Origin of the sequence: Rhodococcus sp. Leaf278 (assembly GCF_001426085.1) — a bacterium.
In the GTDB taxonomy this organism is placed as follows: Bacteria; Actinomycetota; Actinomycetes; order Mycobacteriales; family Mycobacteriaceae; genus Rhodococcoides.
The window spans coordinates 60,884-77,598 of the sequence record NZ_LMRR01000002.1 but is presented as its reverse complement, the minus strand read 5'-3'; the positions used below and the strand labels follow the sequence as shown (position 1 = coordinate 77,598).

Genomic DNA, 16,715 nt, shown 5'->3' with positions numbered 1-16,715 from the left:
ACGACTCGGATCAGCGGCACGCCAGGGAGGTGGGGGATGAAGTACCAGAGCTTCGTCGTCACCTCGCTGCTTCTTCTGTCGCTGCTGCTGACGACGCCGGCCACGCCGGTGGACCTGGCACTCGTTCTCGTTGCGGCACTAGCGGTCTCGATGCTGCTCACACGCCGTGTCGATGTTCTGACCCTCCTTCGCCGGTTGTCGAACGTCGGACCCACCGCCGAGGAACGTCACCTACGAGGTGCGTTCCGCCGTCAGCATCGCCCGGATGCTCCGGGCCGTCCACAGCCACGAGCACCCGGCGCCCTGGTGGGGGCACTCTAGTTTCGAGTTCCCCCACGACTTCGCAACCCGTTGTCCGCGAAGCCTGCTCGAGGAACCGACGATGCTCGTATCTCGATCACACCCATGTCGCCTGGATGTTCGACGCCACGCGACCACACTCGTCGGCGTCATCGCCGTCCTGCTTGTTGTCCTCACAGTTGTCGACGCTCAACCTGCCGCCCAGATTGCGATGTTCGGTGCAGTGGTGGCGGCATCGCTGCTGACCTTCGGCGCGCCGGTCGATCCTGGGGCGGTCGCACCACGGTCGACGTGCGCCGGAGCTGCGGACGGCCGACGTCTTCGAGGATCCTTCCGTAGGCAGGAGCACCCCGATACTCCCGGCCGCCCCATGCCGAGAGCGCCCGGTTCGGTCTTTCGACCGGACCGGTGGCTCGTATTCTGCTGAGTCACTGCGAGATCCGGTCGAGACGCCTTCCGACCGACTTTCTCTCACAGTGAGGTGCTCCACCATGCTCGATTTCGTCTACTATCCCGTCTCCGCAGTCCTCTGGTTCTGGCACCGAGTCTTCGGCTTCGTGCTCGGACCCGACAACGGCTTCGCCTGGGCATTGGCGGTGATCTTTCTCGTCTTCACTCTGCGAGCGGTGTTGATCAAGCCGTTCGTCAGCCAAATTCGTTCTCAGCTCCTCATGAAGCAGCTGAAGCCCCAGCTCGAGGCCATCCGGAAGAAGCACTCCGGGGACCGGGCCCGGCAGGCCACCGAAACCCGGAAGCTGCAGCAGGAACACGGATTCAACCCCCTCATGGGATGTCTGCCACTGCTGGCGCAGGCCCCTGTGTTCATCGGCTTGCTTCACGTGCTGCGCTCGTTCAATCGAACCGGTACCGGATTCGGTCATCTCGGTATGACGGCGCAGGAGAATGCGAACACCGCGAACTACGTCTTCAGCGCCGGCGATGTGCAGTCCTTTCTCGACGCACGGCTCTTCGGTGCCCCGATCTCGGCTGCTGTCAGCAGCTCTCAGGAGGTTCTCGAAGCGTTCGGTCCGTTCGGGGGAGTGCCGTCCGTGTGGAGTATCGCGTTCGTTGCGGTGCCGTTGATGATCGTCGCTGCGATCGCGACGCATCTGAATTCCCGGGCGTCGATCGCCCGTCAGGACGCGACGGCGGCTGTGAACCCGCAGACGGCGATCATGAACAAGCTCACGCTCTGGGTGTTTCCGGCCGGGGTGCTGGTCGGCGGCTCGTTTCTACCGGTCGCGGTGCTTCTGTACTTCATGAGCAACAACATCTGGACCTACGTCCAACAGCACGTCGTCTACCGGCGCATCGATCGTGAGCCGGTGGTGGTGCCGGAGGTGACGTCGACGGTCACCGCTCCGAAGCCGGGGGCCAAACCTCGGCGTCGATGACTGGTCTGCGGAAATACCGCCGACGGACGGCGAACTGCCGTCTGTCGGCGGTCTCCGCTACGGTCGTCGGCGTGCCGATCACAATTTCCACAGTCAACGTCAACGGAATACGCGCTGCTGTTCGCAAGGGAATGCTGCCGTGGCTGGAGACCACCGATGCCGACGTCATCTGCCTGCAGGAGACTCGGGCCAACGACGGAGAACTGACCAAGGCGCTGGCACCGGCCCTCGATGCGGGGTGGCACCTTGCGTCGGCCGAACCGTCGGCGAAGGGTCGGAACGGTGTGGCGTTGCTGTCGAAGGCGGCACCCGATGCCATTCGCGTCGGCATCGGCGCTGTCGAGTTCGCCGATGCCGGCCGCTACATCGAAGGTGATTACGGAGATGTCACCGTGGCGAGCCTGTATCTGCCGTCGGGCGAGGTGGGTACCGACCGTCAGGACGAAAAAGAACGCTTCATGAGCGCGTTCGCGAAGTACCTGAGCACGTCGGCCAAGGCCGCGAAGTCCGCCGACCGGGACGTGGTGGTCTGCGGCGACTGGAACATCGCCCACACCGAGGCCGATCTGAAGGCCTGGAAGACGAACCGGAAGAACTCGGGGTTCTTGCCGGAGGAACGTGAGTGGGTGTCGAAGCTGCTTGCCGAGAAGGCCCCGTGGACCGATGTCGTCCGGGCGCTGCACCCGGACGTCGAGGGGCCGTACAGCTGGTGGTCGTACCGAGGGAAGGCATTCGACAACGACGCCGGTTGGCGGATCGACTACCAGCTGGCAACGAGTGACCTCGCCGAGCGCGCCAAGGAAGCAATCACCGAGCGCGCCGAGGCCTACGACCAGCGATGGTCGGACCACGCTCCGGTGACGGTGCGCTACCGCTAGGCAAGATCCAGGTGTCGATCGCGCCGTGAAAAGATTGCACCATGTCTTCTCCCGACTCCATCGATACTCCGCAGGGTCCGCGTCGGCGGGTGCTCTCCGGCATCCAACCGACTGCCGATTCGTTCCATCTCGGCAACTACCTGGGTGCGGTGCGGAACTGGGTGGAGTTGCAGGACGAGTTCGACGCGTTCTACTTCGTTCCTGATCTGCACGCCATCACCGTTCCGCAGGATCCCAAGGAACTGCGTCGGCGCACCAGAGTCGCTGCGGCGCAGTTGCTCGCAGTGGGTATCGACCCCGAGAAATCGACCTTGTTCGTACAGAGTCAGGTGCCCGAGCATGCGCAGTTGGCGTGGGTTCTCAACTGCATCACAGGGTTCGGCGAAGCGGCGCGGATGACGCAGTTCAAGGACAAATCGGCCAAGCAGGGCCGCGATCACACCAGCGTGGGGCTGTTCACCTATCCGATTCTGCAGGCCGCAGACATCCTGCTCTACCGACCCAACCTGGTTCCGGTGGGTGAGGATCAGCGTCAGCATCTGGAGTTGACCCGTGATCTGGCGCAGCGATTCAACACCCGGTTCAAGAAGACGTTCGTTGTGCCCGACGCACACATCATCAAGGGCACCGCGAAGATATTCGATCTGCAAGATCCCACCGCGAAGATGAGCAAGTCCTCTTCCAATCCGGCGGGCATCGTCAATATTCTCGACGATCCGAAGGTATCGGCGAAGAAGATTCGCTCGGCGGTGACCGACAACGAGCGCGACATCGTGTTCGATACCGAGAACAAGGCCGGGGTCAGTAATCTGCTGGTCATTCAGTCTGCACTGTCGGGTACGAGCATCGACGATCTCGTGACCGGATATGCCGGAAAAGGCTACGGCGACCTCAAATCCGACACCGCTGATGTCCTCACCGAGTTCGTAGTTCCGCTACGTGAGCGGATGGACGGGTTCATGGCCGACGTCGCCGAGTTGGATCGCATCCTCTCGGCGGGGGCCGACCGCGCCAGAGAAGTGGCGAGTCGAACGCTGGCTCAGGTCTACGACCGAGTGGGTTTCTTGCCCCCCGGCGCATAGCATTTACCACACACCGGGTTTCGCAGCGCAGCGATGCGGCGACACTCTTCGACAGCGGCCGACGACAGCGAAAAGGTGAGCGCGATGCCCGATTTCAAGGCCATGCTCGACGATCGGCGAGCCCGGTGGCCCTGGCTGGACCACACTGTCGTTGCAGCGCAGCGTTATCAAGGTCAGAAGGGTGACTACTACGCGGCCGGTATGACGTACTTCAGTGTGCTGGCATTGTTTCCGCTGCTGATGGTCGCGTTTGCGATCGCCGGCTTCGTACTGGTGAATCAGCCCGACTGGCTTGCCGAGATCCAGTCTCAGATCGCCGAGAACGTGCCGGGCACTTTCGGTGAGACCATCAACGACCTGATTCAGTCGGCCATCGAGTCACGCGCGAGTGTCGGTGTCATCGGCCTGCTCGGTGCGCTGTACGCCGGTCTCGGGTGGATCGCCAACCTTCGAGAAGCGCTGACCGCCATGTGGGAAAGCCAGCACGAGCAGGGTGGCTTTCTGGCGACGAAGGCCAAGGACTTCGCGGCGTTGCTCGGACTCGGAACCGCATTGGTTCTTTCGCTGGGCCTCTCGGCTCTGGCCGGTGGCGGCGTCATGCGCAGCATCCTCGAGTGGGCGAATCTCGACTCCGTACCGGGCGTGGGAGTTGCACTGCGCATATTTTCGGTGCTCCTCGCCTTGGCGGGCACGTGGGCACTGTTCACCTGGGTGATCTCACGCTTGCCGCGCGAACCGGTGTCGTGGCGCAGCGCCGCCAAGGGTGCACTGCTGGCCGCAATCGGGTTCGAGATCTTCAAGCAACTCGGTGCCCTCTATCTGGCGTCGGTGACCAGCGGTCCCGCAGGCGTCGTATTCGGACCCATCATCGGTCTGTTGGTGTTCGTGTTCACGACTTCACGGCTGGTGCTGTTCTCCACGTCGTTCGCCGCGACCACTCGCGAAAGCCTCGCAGAAGCCCACGTTCCGGCACCGGAACCCGCCGTGATCAACACCAGGGTCGAGGTCAGCGACGGGCCGGGTGTAACCGGCGGGCTGGCGTTGGTGGGTGCGGGTGTTCTCGCCGCGGTCGGAGTCGCGGGACTGCGCAACCGACGCCGCTGATACCTCGCGACGGCGGACGACCTAAGAGTCCGATCACCGGTTGCGCGAGAGCCGTCGAGCGCCCCAGAGCAGCCCGATCACCACGATCGCACCGATGACACCGATTGCGATGCGGACCACAGTGTCACCCTGGGCCTGCATCTCGGACTGGCGGGAACTGGACCCCGATGCCGTCGCGGGCGGCTGGGCCAGAGTCGGCGTCGCCTCGCTCGCACGGGTACTCGTCACCGCCGATACCGACTGCGGTTCGACGAGATTCCCGACAGTGCTGTTCGGGCCGAGGGCAAACCCGTAGTCCAGCAGTCGTGCCGCCTGCTCCCACGGACGTATCGGCAGCACATCGCCCTTCATGATGGTCACCACGAGGCGTCGACCATTGCGTTCGGCCCCGGCGACGAACGTCTGGCGGGCGTCGTCGGTGTACCCGGTCTTGCCGCCCAGAGCACCTTCGTAGTTGTAGAGCAGCTGATTGTCGTTGGAGAGTGCGAAGCCGGGTCGGTCCTGATCCTCCGGGATCGCAGGATCTTTCGGGTAGCCCGGAAACTGCACCATCGGCGTCGAAATCAGTTGCGCGAAAGTGGAATTCTGCATTGCGGCACGGAAGATCAGGGCCAGATCGTACGCGGAGCTGGCCATCCCGGGGCCGTCGAGACCGGACGGCGTCGCGGTACGCGTGTCGAGTGCGCCCAGCTCTGCGGCCTTGGCATTCATCTTGTCGACAGTGGCCGCGTCCCCGCCGAGTTGGGTCGACAATGCTCGCGCCGCATCGTTTCCCGATGCCATCACCAATCCTTGCATCAGCTGCAAGTTGGTGTAGACGCCGTTCTTGCCGATGCCGACGGCGCTGCCCTCGGCTTCGGCATCTTCGGCGGTTGCGGTGATCTGGGTGCTCAAATTCAACTCGTCCAGTGCGACGAGGGCCAGCAAGATCTTGATCGTGCTGGCGGGTCGGTACCGTCCGTGTGGATCCTTGGCCGCAAGAACCGCACCCGAGTCCATGTCCGCCACCACGAACCCGGTGGCCGAAATGTCTGCGGGTAGCGGGGGAGCGCCGTCCGGCACCACGGCTCCGCACTCGGCGAGGCGTTCGCCGCCGACGGCCTCAGCGGGGATCGGGAGTGGTTGCGGGGCAGTGCTTCCAGGGGCCGGTACCTCGGATAGGTCGATCGCCGGGGGAGGTGACGCGGCGTACGGGCAGCTGTCTGTGTCCGGCGTCGTGAACGGCGGTGTTGTCGTCGTCGGAACCGCCGGCTCGGCGACAGGCTGCGCCATGGCCGGGCCGGCACCGATACCGACGAGAGCCATCGATATCGCCGACACGGCCAGCACACTTCTGATCCTTTTCATCGCGAATCACCATAGGCGCTGGGTGGCTCGTCGACGCGGCGACTCGCGCTGGCTGACCGACACCTACCCCATGGGTTCGCAGAGACGTCGTGGTACCGGGACGGACCAGCCCCGTGAGGCAGATGAGACGATATTGCGGGCAACGTCGATGCCCGTCCCGACAAACGAGGTGCGACTGTGCTCCGTATATTTCGTTTTCCAGGTAGTGACCGGACCGGCCGGGCCAGGATCGTTCGGTCGTCCGAGAGGAAGTGCAATGACGTTTCGACAGAGGCTCGACGGTGAGCCCACACCGACTCGGAACCGGCCGGGCCGCAGGCCGAGTGCGGTTGTACTGGCTGTTACCGCCGCACTGACCCTCGCTGCCTGCTCGAGCACCGGCGGTGCGCCGCGATCGTCCGACGACGGAAACAATGCGGGCGTTGCCGACACGCCGACCGCGACGATAGCGATGATCACACACGAAGTGCCCGGTGACACGTTCTGGGATCTCGTGCGTAAGGGAGCCGAGGCTGCGGCGGCCAAGGACAACATCGAACTGCGCTACTCCGCAGATCCCGAAGCGCCCAATCAGGCCAACCTCGTGCAGAGTGCGATCGACTCGAAGGTCGATGGCATCGCGGTCACACTGGCCAAGCCCGACGCGATGGCCCCGGCAGTCGAGACAGCCACCGCCGCAGGCATTCCGGTGGTCGCGTTCAATTCCGGCTACGACTCCTGGAAGGATATGGGAGTCCAGCAGTACTTCGGTCAGGACGAGACCATCGCCGGACGGGCTGCTGGGGCTCGCCTCACCACCGACGGTGCTCGCAAGACCCTGTGCATCGTCCATGAGCAGGGTGCAGTGTCGCTCGAGGCGCGATGTTCCGGCGTGACGCAGGGCTTCGGTGGTACCACCGAGATCCTCAACGTCAACAGCAAGGACCTGCCGTCCGTCGAGTCGACCATCACCGCAAAGCTGCAGCAGGACCCGACCATCGACCACATCATCGCGCTGGCCGCTCCGATTGCTCTGACTGCGGTGCAGTCCAAGAACAATGCGGGGAGCGACGCCACGATCGTCACGTTCGACACCAACGCCGCGCTCGTCGATGCGATCGAGGCCGGCGACGTCGCGTGGGCCATCGACCAGCAGCCGTACCTGCAGGGCTACCTGGCAATCGACTCGCTGTGGCTCTACCTCAACAACGGCAACACCATCGGCGGAGGCACCCCGGTACTGACCGGGCCCGCGTTCATCGACCCGACCAATATCGATGCGGTCGCCGAGTACGCCCGTAACGGCACACGCTGAGTGCATCGCCTCGGCGCGGAAGGAACATCATGCCCACACAGGCCGATCCGGCTGCGACCGAACACGACGTCGCAGCAGACGAGCGGGTCAAGAGACGTAAACCGTTGCAGCGGTTCTTGATTCGACCGGAGGTGGGTGCCCTGTTCGGTGCGGTCGCCATCTTCGTCTTCTTCTGCATCGTGGCACCACCGTTTCGGTCGCCCGAGGCACTGGCGACCGTGCTGTACGCGTCCTCGACCATCGGCATCATGGCGATCGGTGTCTCCCTGCTGATGATCGGCGGAGAATTCGACCTGTCGACCGGTGTGGCAGTGACCTTCTCGTCCATCATGGCGTCGATGCTCGCCTACAACTTGCATCTGAACGTGTGGGCCGGCTCGGCGTTGGCGCTGCTCTTGGCACTGTCGGTCGGCGTGTTCAACGGCTATCTGGTGATGCGAACCAAAATTCCGTCGTTCCTGATCACCTTGGCGTCATTCCTCATGCTCACCGGCATCAATCTGGCCGTCACCAAGCTGGTGACCGGACAGGTTGCGACGCCGTCGATCTCGGACATGGAAGGGTTCGATTCGGCCAAGGCCGTGTTCTCGTCGTCGTTCTCGGTGTTCGGGGTGTCCATCCGCGTCACTGTCGTGTGGTGGATCGTGTTGACGCTGGCGGCGACCTGGGTCTTGATGCGAACGCGCACCGGCAACTGGATCTTTGCCGTCGGCGGGAATCAGGAATCAGCGCGAGCCGTCGGGGTGCCGGTCACGAGGGTCAAGATCGGCTTGTTCATGTTCGTCGGCTTCTGCGCCTGGTTCGTCGGCATGCATCTGCTGTTCGCCTTCGATACGGTGCAGTCCGGTCAGGGAGTCGGCAACGAGTTCCTGTACATCATCGCGGCAGTCATCGGCGGCTGTTTGCTCACGGGCGGATACGGCACAGCCATCGGCGCATTCATCGGCGCGTTCATCTTCGGCATGACCAACCAGGGCATCGTCTACGCCGGGTGGAACCCCGACTGGTTCAAGTTCTTCCTCGGCGCGATGCTGCTGTTCGCAGTCATCGCCAACAACTCCTTCCGCAACTTCGCGGCGAAAAGGTGATTCATGATTTCCTCCGCGAATGCGCCCGTCATCGAACTTCGGAACGTGGGCAAGAGTTACGGCAACGTCACTGCGCTGCAGGGAATCGATCTGCGCGTCGGTTCCGGTGCAGTCACATGCGTTCTGGGTGACAACGGCGCAGGAAAGTCCACCTTGATCAAGATCATGGCCGGCCTCCATCAGCAGTCCGAGGGTCAGTTGCTCGTCGACGGCGAAGCTACGACCTTCGGCTCGCCGAAAGACGCCCTGGACAAGGGGATTGCCACCGTCTATCAGGACCTGGCGGTCGTATCCCAGATGCCGGTGTGGCGCAACTTCTTCCTCGGCCAGGAGTTGCGTCGTGGAAAGGTCCTGAAATCACTCGACATCCAGGCCATGCGCGCGACGACCGTCGACGAGCTCCGCAAGATCGGCATCGATCTGCCCGACGTCGATGCCCCCATCGGCTCCCTCTCCGGTGGACAGCGACAGTGCGTGGCCATCGCTCGCGCCATCTTCTTCGGAGCGCGCGTGCTCATTCTCGACGAGCCGACGGCCGCCTTGGGCGTCAAGCAGTCGGGCATGGTTCTGCGTTACGTTTCTGCGGCCCGGGAGCAAGGCTTCGGGGTCGTGTTCATCACCCACAATCCACACCACGCGTACCTGGTCGGAAACCACTTCGTTCTACTCAACCGTGGCCGCCAGACGCTCGACTGTGCGTACGACGACATCTCGCTCGATGACCTCACCGAGCAGATGGCGGGTGGCGACGAACTGGCGACCCTTACCCACGAACTGCGTCGCTGACAGTGGTGCAGGCGGGTCGCATGCGTGAGAAGTGGGCTCGGCGGGTAGAAGAGGAACAAGGGCACCTGATGGCAGGTGCCGGACGAAGGAGCCGACCATGAGCGAGCACGAGCCCCTCGGACCGCTGTCGCCCGATTTTCTCGAGTCCGATTTCTACGGATATCAGGGGACGCTCGACGACGCCGAGATCGAGGTGGTGCTGCGCACACGTCGGTTCCTGCAGGAGGAGGTCGCGCCGCGGGCGAATGAATTCTGGGAGCAGGCGAGCTCGCCGGTACATCTGTTGCCGATGATCGCCGAGCTCGAGATTGCTGGTCTCGGTTACGAGTTCGACGATCGAAAGGCCTCCCGCAAGCTGCTCACCGGATGGCTAGAGATGGAGTTCGCGCGAATCGACCCGTCGACGGGAACGATGTTCAGCGTGCACAGTTCGCTGGCAATGAGCAGTATCTCGATTCTCGGCTCCGAGGAGCAGCGCGAGCGGTGGTTACCTGCCATGCGCCGAATGGAGACGATCGGCGCGTTCGGTCTGTCCGAACCACACGGCGGGTCCGACGTCGCCGGCGGGCTGGAAACCACGGCCCGACTCGAGGGCGACCACTGGATCCTCAACGGCAGTAAGCGCTGGATCGGCAATGCCACCTTCGCTGACCTGACCATCGTCTTCGCCAAGGACGAGGCCGACGGCGAGGTCAAAGGCTTCGTGGTCGAAAAGCACTTCGAAGGATTCAGGGCCGAGAAGATCGAGGGCAAGTACTCCCTCCGCGCGGTCGAGAACGCCGACATCCATCTCGAGAACTGCCGAGTTCCGGTCGCCAACAAGCTCGCCGACGCCAACTCGTTCGCCGATACCGCCAAGGTGCTTCGGTTGACCCGCGGAGGAGTGGCCTTCCAGGCTGTGGGCGTCATGATGGGTGCCTACGAGCGAGCCGTCGCGTATGCACGTGAACGCGAGCAGTTCGGATCACCGATCGCGTCGTTTCAGCTGATCTCCGATCTGATCGCTCGTATGACGGCGAACATCACAGCCTCGCTGGGCATGGCGATTCGCGTCTCTCAATTGCAGGACAACGGCATCCACTATGACGAGCATGCCGCGCTCGCGAAGACGTTTTGTACGACGCGGCTGCGCGAGGTGGTGAGTTGGGCGCGAGAAATAATGGGAGGCAACGGAATTCTGATCGAGCATGATGTCATCAGGTTCTTCGCCGACGCCGAGGCGCTGTACTCGTACGAGGGCACAGCGCAGATCAACAACCTGATCGTCGGCCGCGGTGTGACGGGCTTCAGCGCGTTCGTGTGATGTCGGTACGTGACGCCACTTCGACGACCCGGTCGATCATCTCCATGTTCAGCACTGCGTCATGGGCATCCAACGGTATCGAAGCGCCGTGCAGGACGTGGTTCGCAAAGGCCTCGAGCTGGTAGGTGTAGGACGAGCGTCTACCGAGGTGCTCGGTTCTGCGGTCGCCGTTCACGATCGTCGTCACGCGATCGTCCTCGTTCGGCTTGATGAAGTTGTGCGCCAACGCTTCTCCGCGTGTGCCGGTAATCTTGATTCGGAAATCGTACGCCGGTGCGGCCATGGAGCCAGTGACACTTCCCGTGACACCGCCGGGGAAAGCCAGATCGACGTCGAAGGCGGCGTCCACTCCGGACGGATGTGGGGTGAGTCGGGCTGCGGTGACGCTCGGCCGGCCACCGGCCATAGATCCGAACAGCCGTTGCACATGCAGGCCGTAGCACCCGAGGTCCATCAGGGCACCGCCGGCCAAGTCGGGCCGCCATCTGGGGTCGTCATCGGCCGGGGCAGGCATATGGGTGATCGTCTCGATGCGAAGTAGGTCGCCCAGGGTTCCGTCACTCGCCAACTGCTGCAGGCGCTCGGTGACCGGGTGGAACATGTAGTGGAATCCCTCCATCACCGGGACTCCGGCTCGAGACGCTGCTTCCACAACCAGCTCGGCCTCGGATGCAGTGCTAGCGGAAGGCTTCTCGGTGAGTACCGGTTTCCCGGCTCGGACCGACGCGAGATTCCACGGTCCGTGCATCGCATTGGCGAGCGGGTTGTAGACGACGTCGACCTCCGGATCGTCGAGGACGTGCTGGTAGGAGTCGAGAACCCGCTCCACTCCGTGTCTTTCGGCGAAGCTTTCCGCTCGTGTGCGGTCGCGCGCTGCGCACGCAACCAGTCGGTGGCCGAGAATGTGAGCCGGTTCGACCAGCGCCTGTTCGGCGATCCGGGACGCACCCAGTATGCCGATACGCAGTGCGCTCACGAGCGTGCCCCCGCACGCAACCGCACGATATTTCGCAAGAACTCGACACTTGCCACGACATCGCGAACCGGCCCTTCGCCGGACGGCTCCTCGGCCAGGATCGTGTCCTGTTCCAGTACGAACCAGCCCTCGAAACCGGCGTCGAGCAGCTGATTCACGACCGAGGAGATGTCGACATCGCCGGTGCCGAGCGGTGTGTACATGCCGCGAGCCACCGCCTCGGTGTAGGTGAGCTCACCCGATTGCACCTGAGCGGCCAGTGGCAGAGATACGTCCTTGAGGTGGGCGTGGGTGATGCGTTCGGACGCGACGGTCACCAGTTCCACCGGATCGGTCCCGCCGATGAGTAGGTGGCCGGTATCGAGACACAGCGGGATGCTCGATCCATCGAGCACTCGGAACACTTCGTCGCGTTTTTCGATCATGGTGCCCACGTGTGGATGCAGGACGGCACGGATGCCTCGGCTGTCGGCGGCAGCACGCAGCCGATCGAGGTTGAGCAGCAACGTCGTCCATTGATCGGCGTTCAGGACGGGTCGTGAGTCGTAACCGTCACTGCCGGTGGCAGCGGCGAGCACGAGAACCTCGGCGTGGCTCGCGACGAACGCGTCGAGCAGAGGCCCGATGCCTGGAACCGGGTCGTGATCTCGCTCGTGCAGCAGCACCGGCGCGAACCCGCCCACGGATGTGAGGCCGTGACGTTGGAGAGTGTGTGCGAGTTCGGCGGGCTCGGCAGGGAGGAATCCCTCCGGTCCCACCTCCGTGGCCGTCAGTCCCGCGCCGCGCATCTCGGTCAGCACGCGGTCCGACGGGATTTGGTAGCCCCAGCCGGGAACCTCGCACACTCCCCACGAGATAGGTGCTCCGGCAATACGAATGGCGGTCATGGACGTACCTCGTCGATCCGCACCGGTCGGTGCTGTTGTAGGGACAGTGTTGCGGCCTCGGCGATCCATGCGACTTCGAGGGCGTCGCTCGCCGTGCACGGTGAGGGGATGTCCCCGGTGGCGACGCGGAGGAAGGCAGACAGTTCGGCCCGGTAGGCCGACTCGAAGCGGTCCATGAAGAAGCTGTGCGGTGTGGAATCGGGGAAAGTTGCACGTGCCTCGAGGTTGCGCACCGGTAACTGCTGGTCCCATCCGGCCACGACGGTGTCGTCGCTTCCGTGGACCTCGAGGCGGCAGTCGTAACCGCGTCCGTTGTATCGAGTGTTGGATACGACGCCGAGCGTGCCGTTCTCGAAAGTGATCGTGGTGGTTGCGGTATCGACGTCGCCGACTGCGGAGAACTCGGGATCGCCCTGGTTGGACCCGGCCGCGTAGACTTCGACGACCTCGTGTCCGACCACCCATCGAACGATATCGAAATCGTGCACACTGCAGTCTCGAAAGATTCCGCCGGAGGTGGCGATGTACGACATCGGCGGGGGAGCAGGATCGAGGGTGGTCGAGCGGACGGTGTGCAGCCGGCCGAGCTCGCCCGAGACCACAGCGGCCTTGGCGGCGACGAAGGCGGGATCGAATCGGCGGTTGTATCCGATCTGAACCGGCACGGAGCCACCCGAGATTCGCTGCACCACAGCGAGACTCTCGGCCGCGGTGAATGCAATGGGCTTCTCGCAGAACACCGGTATCCCGGCATCGACACACGCCAGAACCAGCCCCGCGTGCGCTGACGTTGCCGCGGCGACGACGATTCCGTCGACCCCCGACGCGATCATCTCGGCCGCGGACGTGGCCGCTGTGGCACCCGATTTCTGCGCCACTGCCTCGGTCACTTCCCGACGCTCGTCTGTGACGACGAGGCTGTCCACGCCGTCGAGTGTGCTCAGCGTGTCGACGTGGAATGCGCCGATACGTCCGAGTCCGATGACACCGATTCGCGATCCCATCAGTCCTGCCCTCCGATGACCGTTTGATCCCAGTCGATGACGGAACCGGTGACTACTCCGCTGCGCGAGGAGAGCAGTAGGACGACGAAGTCGGCAATCTCGTCCACCTGGCCGAGCGTGCCCATGGGAACACTGTTGTTCGCGGTGGCGGCCCAGTCGTCGTCACCACCGTGGAAGCGCTTCTGTATCTCGGTCTCGCCCTCGGTTTCGGTCCAGCCGATGTTCAGCCCGTTGATACGGATGCGATCCCACCGGTGCGCGTAGGCCGCGTTCTTCGTCAGACCGGCCAGTCCTGCTTTGGCCGCGACGTAGGGGGCGAGGAAGGATTGGCCGCCGTGCTCGGCAATCGAGATGATGTTGACGATGGTCCCGGCTGCACTGCGCGAGAGCATGTTCTGTACTGCAGCCTGCATCGTGAAGAAGGGGCCTCGCAGATTGACGCCGATGTGCTGATCGAACAACTCCGGAGTGGTGTCCACCAGCGTGCCCCGGGTGGTGAGCCCGGCGGCATTGCACAGCGCGTCTATTCGTCCGAACTTGTCCACCGTGCGCTCGACCGATCGTCGAGCGGAGTCGGGATCCGAGACGTCGGCCTCGATGAAGTGGGCGGTGTGGCCGGCGGCGTTCAACTCGTCCTGCAACGCCGAACCGACGCCGACGCGTCGGCCGGTGAATGCGACTACAGCTCCCTCTCGAACAGCGGCTCGTACGACGCCCGCACCGACGCCTTGGGTTCCTCCACTGACGAGAACGACGCAGTTCTCGAGAAGGGGTGTACCGGACAGGTAGGAATTCATGCGTTCAGTGTTGCGGCCGATGAGGTTATGATCAACCGTCGAAACCCCTCAAAAAGGCATCAGGAAACGAGGTCGGTATGAGGCATCGATTCAAGGTCCGTGAGATCGCGCAGCAGGCCGGTCTCAGCGAAGCCACCGTCGATCGTGTTCTGCACGACAGGCCGGGGGTGCGGCAGGACACCAGAGCCGAAGTGCAGCAGGCGATCACAGACCTGGACAAGCAGCGATCGCAACTTCGCCTGAACGGTCGCAAGTTTCTGTTCGACGTCGTGATGCAGACGCCGCCACGATTCTCGGCCGAATACCGTGCGGCGATCGAGGCCGAACTGCCGATGCTCTCGCCTGCGCTCGTCCGATGCAGGTTCCACTTCCGAGATACCGAATCGGTACCTGCGATGGTCGAGACCCTCGAGAAGCTCGTCGCCCGTGGCACTCACGGAGTCATACTCAAGGCCCCGGACGATCCCGACGTCGCTCAGGCAATCGACGCAGTGGTCGGCACCGGTGCCCCGGTGGTGACATACGTGACCGACGTACCGGCCTCGAATCGCCTCGGGTACGTGGGCATCGACAATCGCGCGGCAGGTGCCACCGCCGCGTTTCTGGTCGATCAGTGGCTCGGGGACGTGGATCGGGACGTGTTGATCACCCTGAGCAGCAATACCTTTCGTGGCGAAGAGGAACGCGAGATGGGATTCCGAACGACTCTGCGCACCCTGGCTGCAGAGCGGGGTGCGGGAGTCGGCCGTACCGTCGTCGAGCTCGCCGGTACCGACGGCCTGGACGCGACCGTCGAGACCCTCGTCCGGGAGGCTCTCGGCCGGAATCCGGCGATCGAAGCCGTCTACTCGATCGGGGGCGGGAACACCGCGATCGTCAGAGCATTCGAGGCCGCAGGGCGCAGGTGCCGGGTGTTCATCGGCCACGACCTCGACGAGGACAATCGGGTGCTGCTGCGGTCCGGGGCGGTGTCCGCAGTTCTGCATCACGAGCTACGTGCCGACGCACGGTTGGCCTGCCGAATGATCATGCAGGCACGGGGCGCACTGGACGGCGTGGTCAACGAGGCCTCGCGGATCCATGTTCTGACCCGCTACAACAACGGGTGACCTGTCAGATGCGCCTGCGCCGCTCCTGATCCTCGAGCAGTGCCGTCAACTCGCGAGCGGGCATCGCGGCGTCGACGGCGCGTGCGACGAGTTCGGCCTGCGTCTCACCTGCCAGGCCGGTCGTCGGTCGGTCGCGATCGAGGTTGGTGGGGAATGCGTACCCCTCGGCCGACGCCGCAATGACGTTGCCGACGGACGCTGCGCTGCTGCTCGACGCCATCCGAAGCAGGGACGGATAGATGGCCTCGACTATGGCCTTGCGGTCGACCGTGTCGATCGCGCGACCGAACGCAGACGACACCTGCAGTAAATTCGCTATCCGGCGAATGCCCGTCGAGGTGTTGTGTCCGGCAGCATGGAACAGTGCCGGATTGAAGAAGACGGCGTCGCCGACCCGAAGGGGCAGTTGAATGTAGTTCTGTGCGAAGTACTCTCGAAACTCGGGCAAATTGAAAGCGATGTAGCCCGGTTCGTACCGCTGTGAGAACGGTAAGTACATGGTCGGTCCGCTCTCGAGCGGCATGTCGCAGTGTGCGACGGCTCCCTGCAGAGTCAGGGCAGGCGACAGTCGGTGCACGTGCGCGGGGAATGCAGCGGCGGTGTCGACCGACATGAATCCCAGGTGGTAGTCACGATGCGGATTCTGTGCGCGACCGCCCGGGTTGACGACATTGACCGACGATGTCACCTGGTACATCGGTCCCAACCAGGCATGCGATACCAATGCGAGGACGTCGTTGGCGTAGTAGTCGGTGAACACCTCGGGTCGATCGACGGCCAGCTTCTGCAATGCAGACCAGACTCGATCGTTGGCACCGGGCGGAGCGAAATGATCGCCCGAGTTCAAGCCTGCTGCGTGCTGACCGGCGATGGTGTCCATGAAGTAGTCGGTGGCCTCGCTCACACGGTGGGTTTCGGTGAACGCGCCCTCGAACAGGACGATGCCGGGCCCGGTGAGCAGAGCCTGGGCCAGCTCGTTCTGTACCGACTCGCGTGTCGGGGCATCGAGGCCCTCGACCGAGCGGGCGTCGTAGATCAGAACGTTTTCCCGAACACCCGTTGCATGCGGATAGTTCGCGAGGTCGAGTTGCTCGGATACCGATTCACGGAATCGATCGATGTCGCAGTCGTCTTCTCCGAGCCGTCCGGTCCGGGTTGTGCTCGTGTAGGTGGTCATGATCGAAGTCCTTTCGAGGGCCAGGTGCAGAGTTCGACCTCGAGCCTGATCCCTTTCCACCTGCGAATCAACCCTCAAAATCCATCAGAAACCCCTCATGTCGTCCGACTGTCGACATGAATGCCGCGGGGCCGGCATGCCGATGCAACACGAAAGCCCCCACGCAGACTGTCTGCGTGGGGGCCTCTG

The 16,715-nt window shown here is 63.6% G+C and carries 17 protein-coding genes; 11 read left to right on the top strand and 6 right to left on the bottom strand.

From position 1 onward, the window contains the following. Nucleotides 1–36: 36 nt before the first annotated feature. The 6 genes from ASG84_RS03150 (at nt 37) to yhjD (ending at nt 4,758) form a co-directional block, all read left to right on the top strand. Nucleotides 37–321: a DUF6412 domain-containing protein gene (locus ASG84_RS03150; protein WP_057475600.1), complete on the top strand. Its 285-nt coding sequence runs from the start codon at nt 37–39 to the stop codon at nt 319–321. Between the two features lie 61 nt (nt 322–382). Beyond that, a complete protein-coding gene (locus tag ASG84_RS26815) occupies nt 383–727 on the top strand; it encodes a DUF6412 domain-containing protein (RefSeq protein ID WP_235581514.1) in 345 nt (114 codons plus the stop codon). Nucleotides 728–791: 64 nt separating this feature from the next. Next, nucleotides 792–1,694: a membrane protein insertase YidC gene (yidC, locus tag ASG84_RS03140; protein ID WP_057475598.1), complete on the top strand. Its 903-nt coding sequence runs from the start codon at nt 792–794 to the stop codon at nt 1,692–1,694. A gap of 71 nt (nt 1,695–1,765) precedes the next feature. Further along, nucleotides 1,766–2,572 (top strand): exodeoxyribonuclease III, encoded by an 807-nt coding sequence (locus tag ASG84_RS03135; protein WP_082520772.1) that lies wholly within the window; start codon nt 1,766–1,768, stop codon nt 2,570–2,572. A 41-nt stretch (nt 2,573–2,613) separates the two neighbouring features. Next, nucleotides 2,614–3,654 carry a tryptophan--tRNA ligase gene (trpS, locus tag ASG84_RS03130; protein WP_057475597.1) on the top strand — a complete coding sequence of 347 codons (1,041 nt, stop codon included), beginning with the start codon at nt 2,614–2,616 and terminating at the stop codon, nt 3,652–3,654. A gap of 84 nt (nt 3,655–3,738) precedes the next feature. Then, nucleotides 3,739–4,758 carry an inner membrane protein YhjD gene (yhjD, locus tag ASG84_RS03125; protein WP_057475596.1) on the top strand — a complete coding sequence of 340 codons (1,020 nt, stop codon included), beginning with the start codon at nt 3,739–3,741 and terminating at the stop codon, nt 4,756–4,758. A 33-nt stretch (nt 4,759–4,791) separates the two neighbouring features. Here yhjD and ASG84_RS03120 read toward each other — a convergent pair whose 3' ends face one another. Further along, entirely contained in the window at nt 4,792–6,105 is a 1,314-nt protein-coding gene (locus ASG84_RS03120) for a D-alanyl-D-alanine carboxypeptidase family protein (protein WP_057475595.1), read from the bottom strand. Between the two features lie 256 nt (nt 6,106–6,361). Here ASG84_RS03120 and ASG84_RS03115 point away from each other — a divergent pair, with 256 nt between their 5' ends. The 4 genes from ASG84_RS03115 (at nt 6,362) to ASG84_RS03100 (ending at nt 10,576) form a co-directional block, all read left to right on the top strand. Next, entirely contained in the window at nt 6,362–7,399 is a 1,038-nt protein-coding gene (locus tag ASG84_RS03115) for a sugar ABC transporter substrate-binding protein (protein WP_082520754.1), read from the top strand. 29 nt (nt 7,400–7,428) lie between these two features. Further along, nucleotides 7,429–8,487 carry an ABC transporter permease gene (locus tag ASG84_RS03110; RefSeq protein WP_057475594.1) on the top strand — a complete coding sequence of 353 codons (1,059 nt, stop codon included), beginning with the start codon at nt 7,429–7,431 and terminating at the stop codon, nt 8,485–8,487. A gap of 3 nt (nt 8,488–8,490) precedes the next feature. Further along, on the top strand, nt 8,491–9,273 hold the full coding sequence (locus tag ASG84_RS03105) for an ATP-binding cassette domain-containing protein (RefSeq protein WP_057475593.1): 783 nt from the start codon (nt 8,491–8,493) through the stop codon (nt 9,271–9,273). 97 nt (nt 9,274–9,370) lie between these two features. Continuing rightward, nucleotides 9,371–10,576: an acyl-CoA dehydrogenase family protein gene (locus tag ASG84_RS03100; protein WP_057475592.1), complete on the top strand. Its 1,206-nt coding sequence runs from the start codon at nt 9,371–9,373 to the stop codon at nt 10,574–10,576. Here ASG84_RS03100 and ASG84_RS03095 read toward each other — a convergent pair. The 4 genes from ASG84_RS03095 to ASG84_RS03080 are packed head-to-tail and all read right to left on the bottom strand — an operon-like array spanning nt 10,560 to nt 14,240. Continuing rightward, on the bottom strand, nt 10,560–11,552 hold the full coding sequence (locus tag ASG84_RS03095) for a Gfo/Idh/MocA family protein (protein WP_057475591.1): 993 nt from the start codon (nt 11,550–11,552) through the stop codon (nt 10,560–10,562). The two genes, ASG84_RS03100 and ASG84_RS03095, sit on opposite strands and share 17 nt — an antisense overlap. Then, nucleotides 11,549–12,439: a sugar phosphate isomerase/epimerase family protein gene (locus ASG84_RS03090; RefSeq protein WP_057475590.1), complete on the bottom strand. Its 891-nt coding sequence runs from the start codon at nt 12,437–12,439 to the stop codon at nt 11,549–11,551. Before ASG84_RS03090 ends, ASG84_RS03095 begins: the two co-directional genes overlap by 4 nt. Then, the gene (locus ASG84_RS03085; RefSeq protein ID WP_057475589.1) at nt 12,436–13,443 is read right to left on the bottom strand and encodes a Gfo/Idh/MocA family protein; all 1,008 of its coding nucleotides are present in this window, start codon (nt 13,441–13,443) and stop codon (nt 12,436–12,438) included. The genes ASG84_RS03090 and ASG84_RS03085 overlap by 4 nt, the downstream gene beginning before the upstream one ends. Continuing rightward, nucleotides 13,443–14,240: an SDR family oxidoreductase gene (locus tag ASG84_RS03080; protein ID WP_057475588.1), complete on the bottom strand. Its 798-nt coding sequence runs from the start codon at nt 14,238–14,240 to the stop codon at nt 13,443–13,445. The genes ASG84_RS03085 and ASG84_RS03080 overlap by 1 nt, the downstream gene beginning before the upstream one ends. 77 nt (nt 14,241–14,317) lie before the next feature. Between ASG84_RS03080 and ASG84_RS03075 the strand changes: the two genes are divergently transcribed. Beyond that, nucleotides 14,318–15,349 carry a LacI family DNA-binding transcriptional regulator gene (locus ASG84_RS03075; protein WP_057475587.1) on the top strand — a complete coding sequence of 344 codons (1,032 nt, stop codon included), beginning with the start codon at nt 14,318–14,320 and terminating at the stop codon, nt 15,347–15,349. Nucleotides 15,350–15,353: 4 nt separating this feature from the next. Here the strand turns inward: ASG84_RS03075 and ASG84_RS03070 are convergent, their stop codons facing one another. After that, nucleotides 15,354–16,526 carry a phytanoyl-CoA dioxygenase family protein gene (locus ASG84_RS03070; RefSeq protein WP_057475586.1) on the bottom strand — a complete coding sequence of 391 codons (1,173 nt, stop codon included), beginning with the start codon at nt 16,524–16,526 and terminating at the stop codon, nt 15,354–15,356. Between the last annotated feature and the right edge of the window lie 189 nt (nt 16,527–16,715).

What these genes read in the sequence shown, in the direction of transcription:
- ASG84_RS03150 (WP_057475600.1), top strand. Translation starts at nt 37, where the DNA reads ATGAAGTACCAGAGCTTCGTCGTCACCTCGCTGCTTCTTCTGTCGCTG.
- ASG84_RS26815 (WP_235581514.1), top strand. Translation starts at nt 383, where the DNA reads ATGCTCGTATCTCGATCACACCCATGTCGCCTGGATGTTCGACGCCAC.
- yidC (WP_057475598.1), top strand. Translation starts at nt 792, where the DNA reads ATGCTCGATTTCGTCTACTATCCCGTCTCCGCAGTCCTCTGGTTCTGG.
- trpS (WP_057475597.1), top strand. Translation starts at nt 2,614, where the DNA reads ATGTCTTCTCCCGACTCCATCGATACTCCGCAGGGTCCGCGTCGGCGG.
- yhjD (WP_057475596.1), top strand. Translation starts at nt 3,739, where the DNA reads ATGCCCGATTTCAAGGCCATGCTCGACGATCGGCGAGCCCGGTGGCCC.
- ASG84_RS03120 (WP_057475595.1), bottom strand. Translation starts at nt 6,105, where the DNA reads ATGAAAAGGATCAGAAGTGTGCTGGCCGTGTCGGCGATATCGATGGCT.
- ASG84_RS03115 (WP_082520754.1), top strand. Translation starts at nt 6,362, where the DNA reads ATGACGTTTCGACAGAGGCTCGACGGTGAGCCCACACCGACTCGGAAC.
- ASG84_RS03110 (WP_057475594.1), top strand. Translation starts at nt 7,429, where the DNA reads ATGCCCACACAGGCCGATCCGGCTGCGACCGAACACGACGTCGCAGCA.
- ASG84_RS03105 (WP_057475593.1), top strand. Translation starts at nt 8,491, where the DNA reads ATGATTTCCTCCGCGAATGCGCCCGTCATCGAACTTCGGAACGTGGGC.
- ASG84_RS03100 (WP_057475592.1), top strand. Translation starts at nt 9,371, where the DNA reads ATGAGCGAGCACGAGCCCCTCGGACCGCTGTCGCCCGATTTTCTCGAG.
- ASG84_RS03090 (WP_057475590.1), bottom strand. Translation starts at nt 12,439, where the DNA reads ATGACCGCCATTCGTATTGCCGGAGCACCTATCTCGTGGGGAGTGTGC.
- ASG84_RS03085 (WP_057475589.1), bottom strand. Translation starts at nt 13,443, where the DNA reads ATGGGATCGCGAATCGGTGTCATCGGACTCGGACGTATCGGCGCATTC.
- ASG84_RS03080 (WP_057475588.1), bottom strand. Translation starts at nt 14,240, where the DNA reads ATGAATTCCTACCTGTCCGGTACACCCCTTCTCGAGAACTGCGTCGTT.
- ASG84_RS03075 (WP_057475587.1), top strand. Translation starts at nt 14,318, where the DNA reads ATGAGGCATCGATTCAAGGTCCGTGAGATCGCGCAGCAGGCCGGTCTC.
- ASG84_RS03070 (WP_057475586.1), bottom strand. Translation starts at nt 16,526, where the DNA reads ATGACCACCTACACGAGCACAACCCGGACCGGACGGCTCGGAGAAGAC.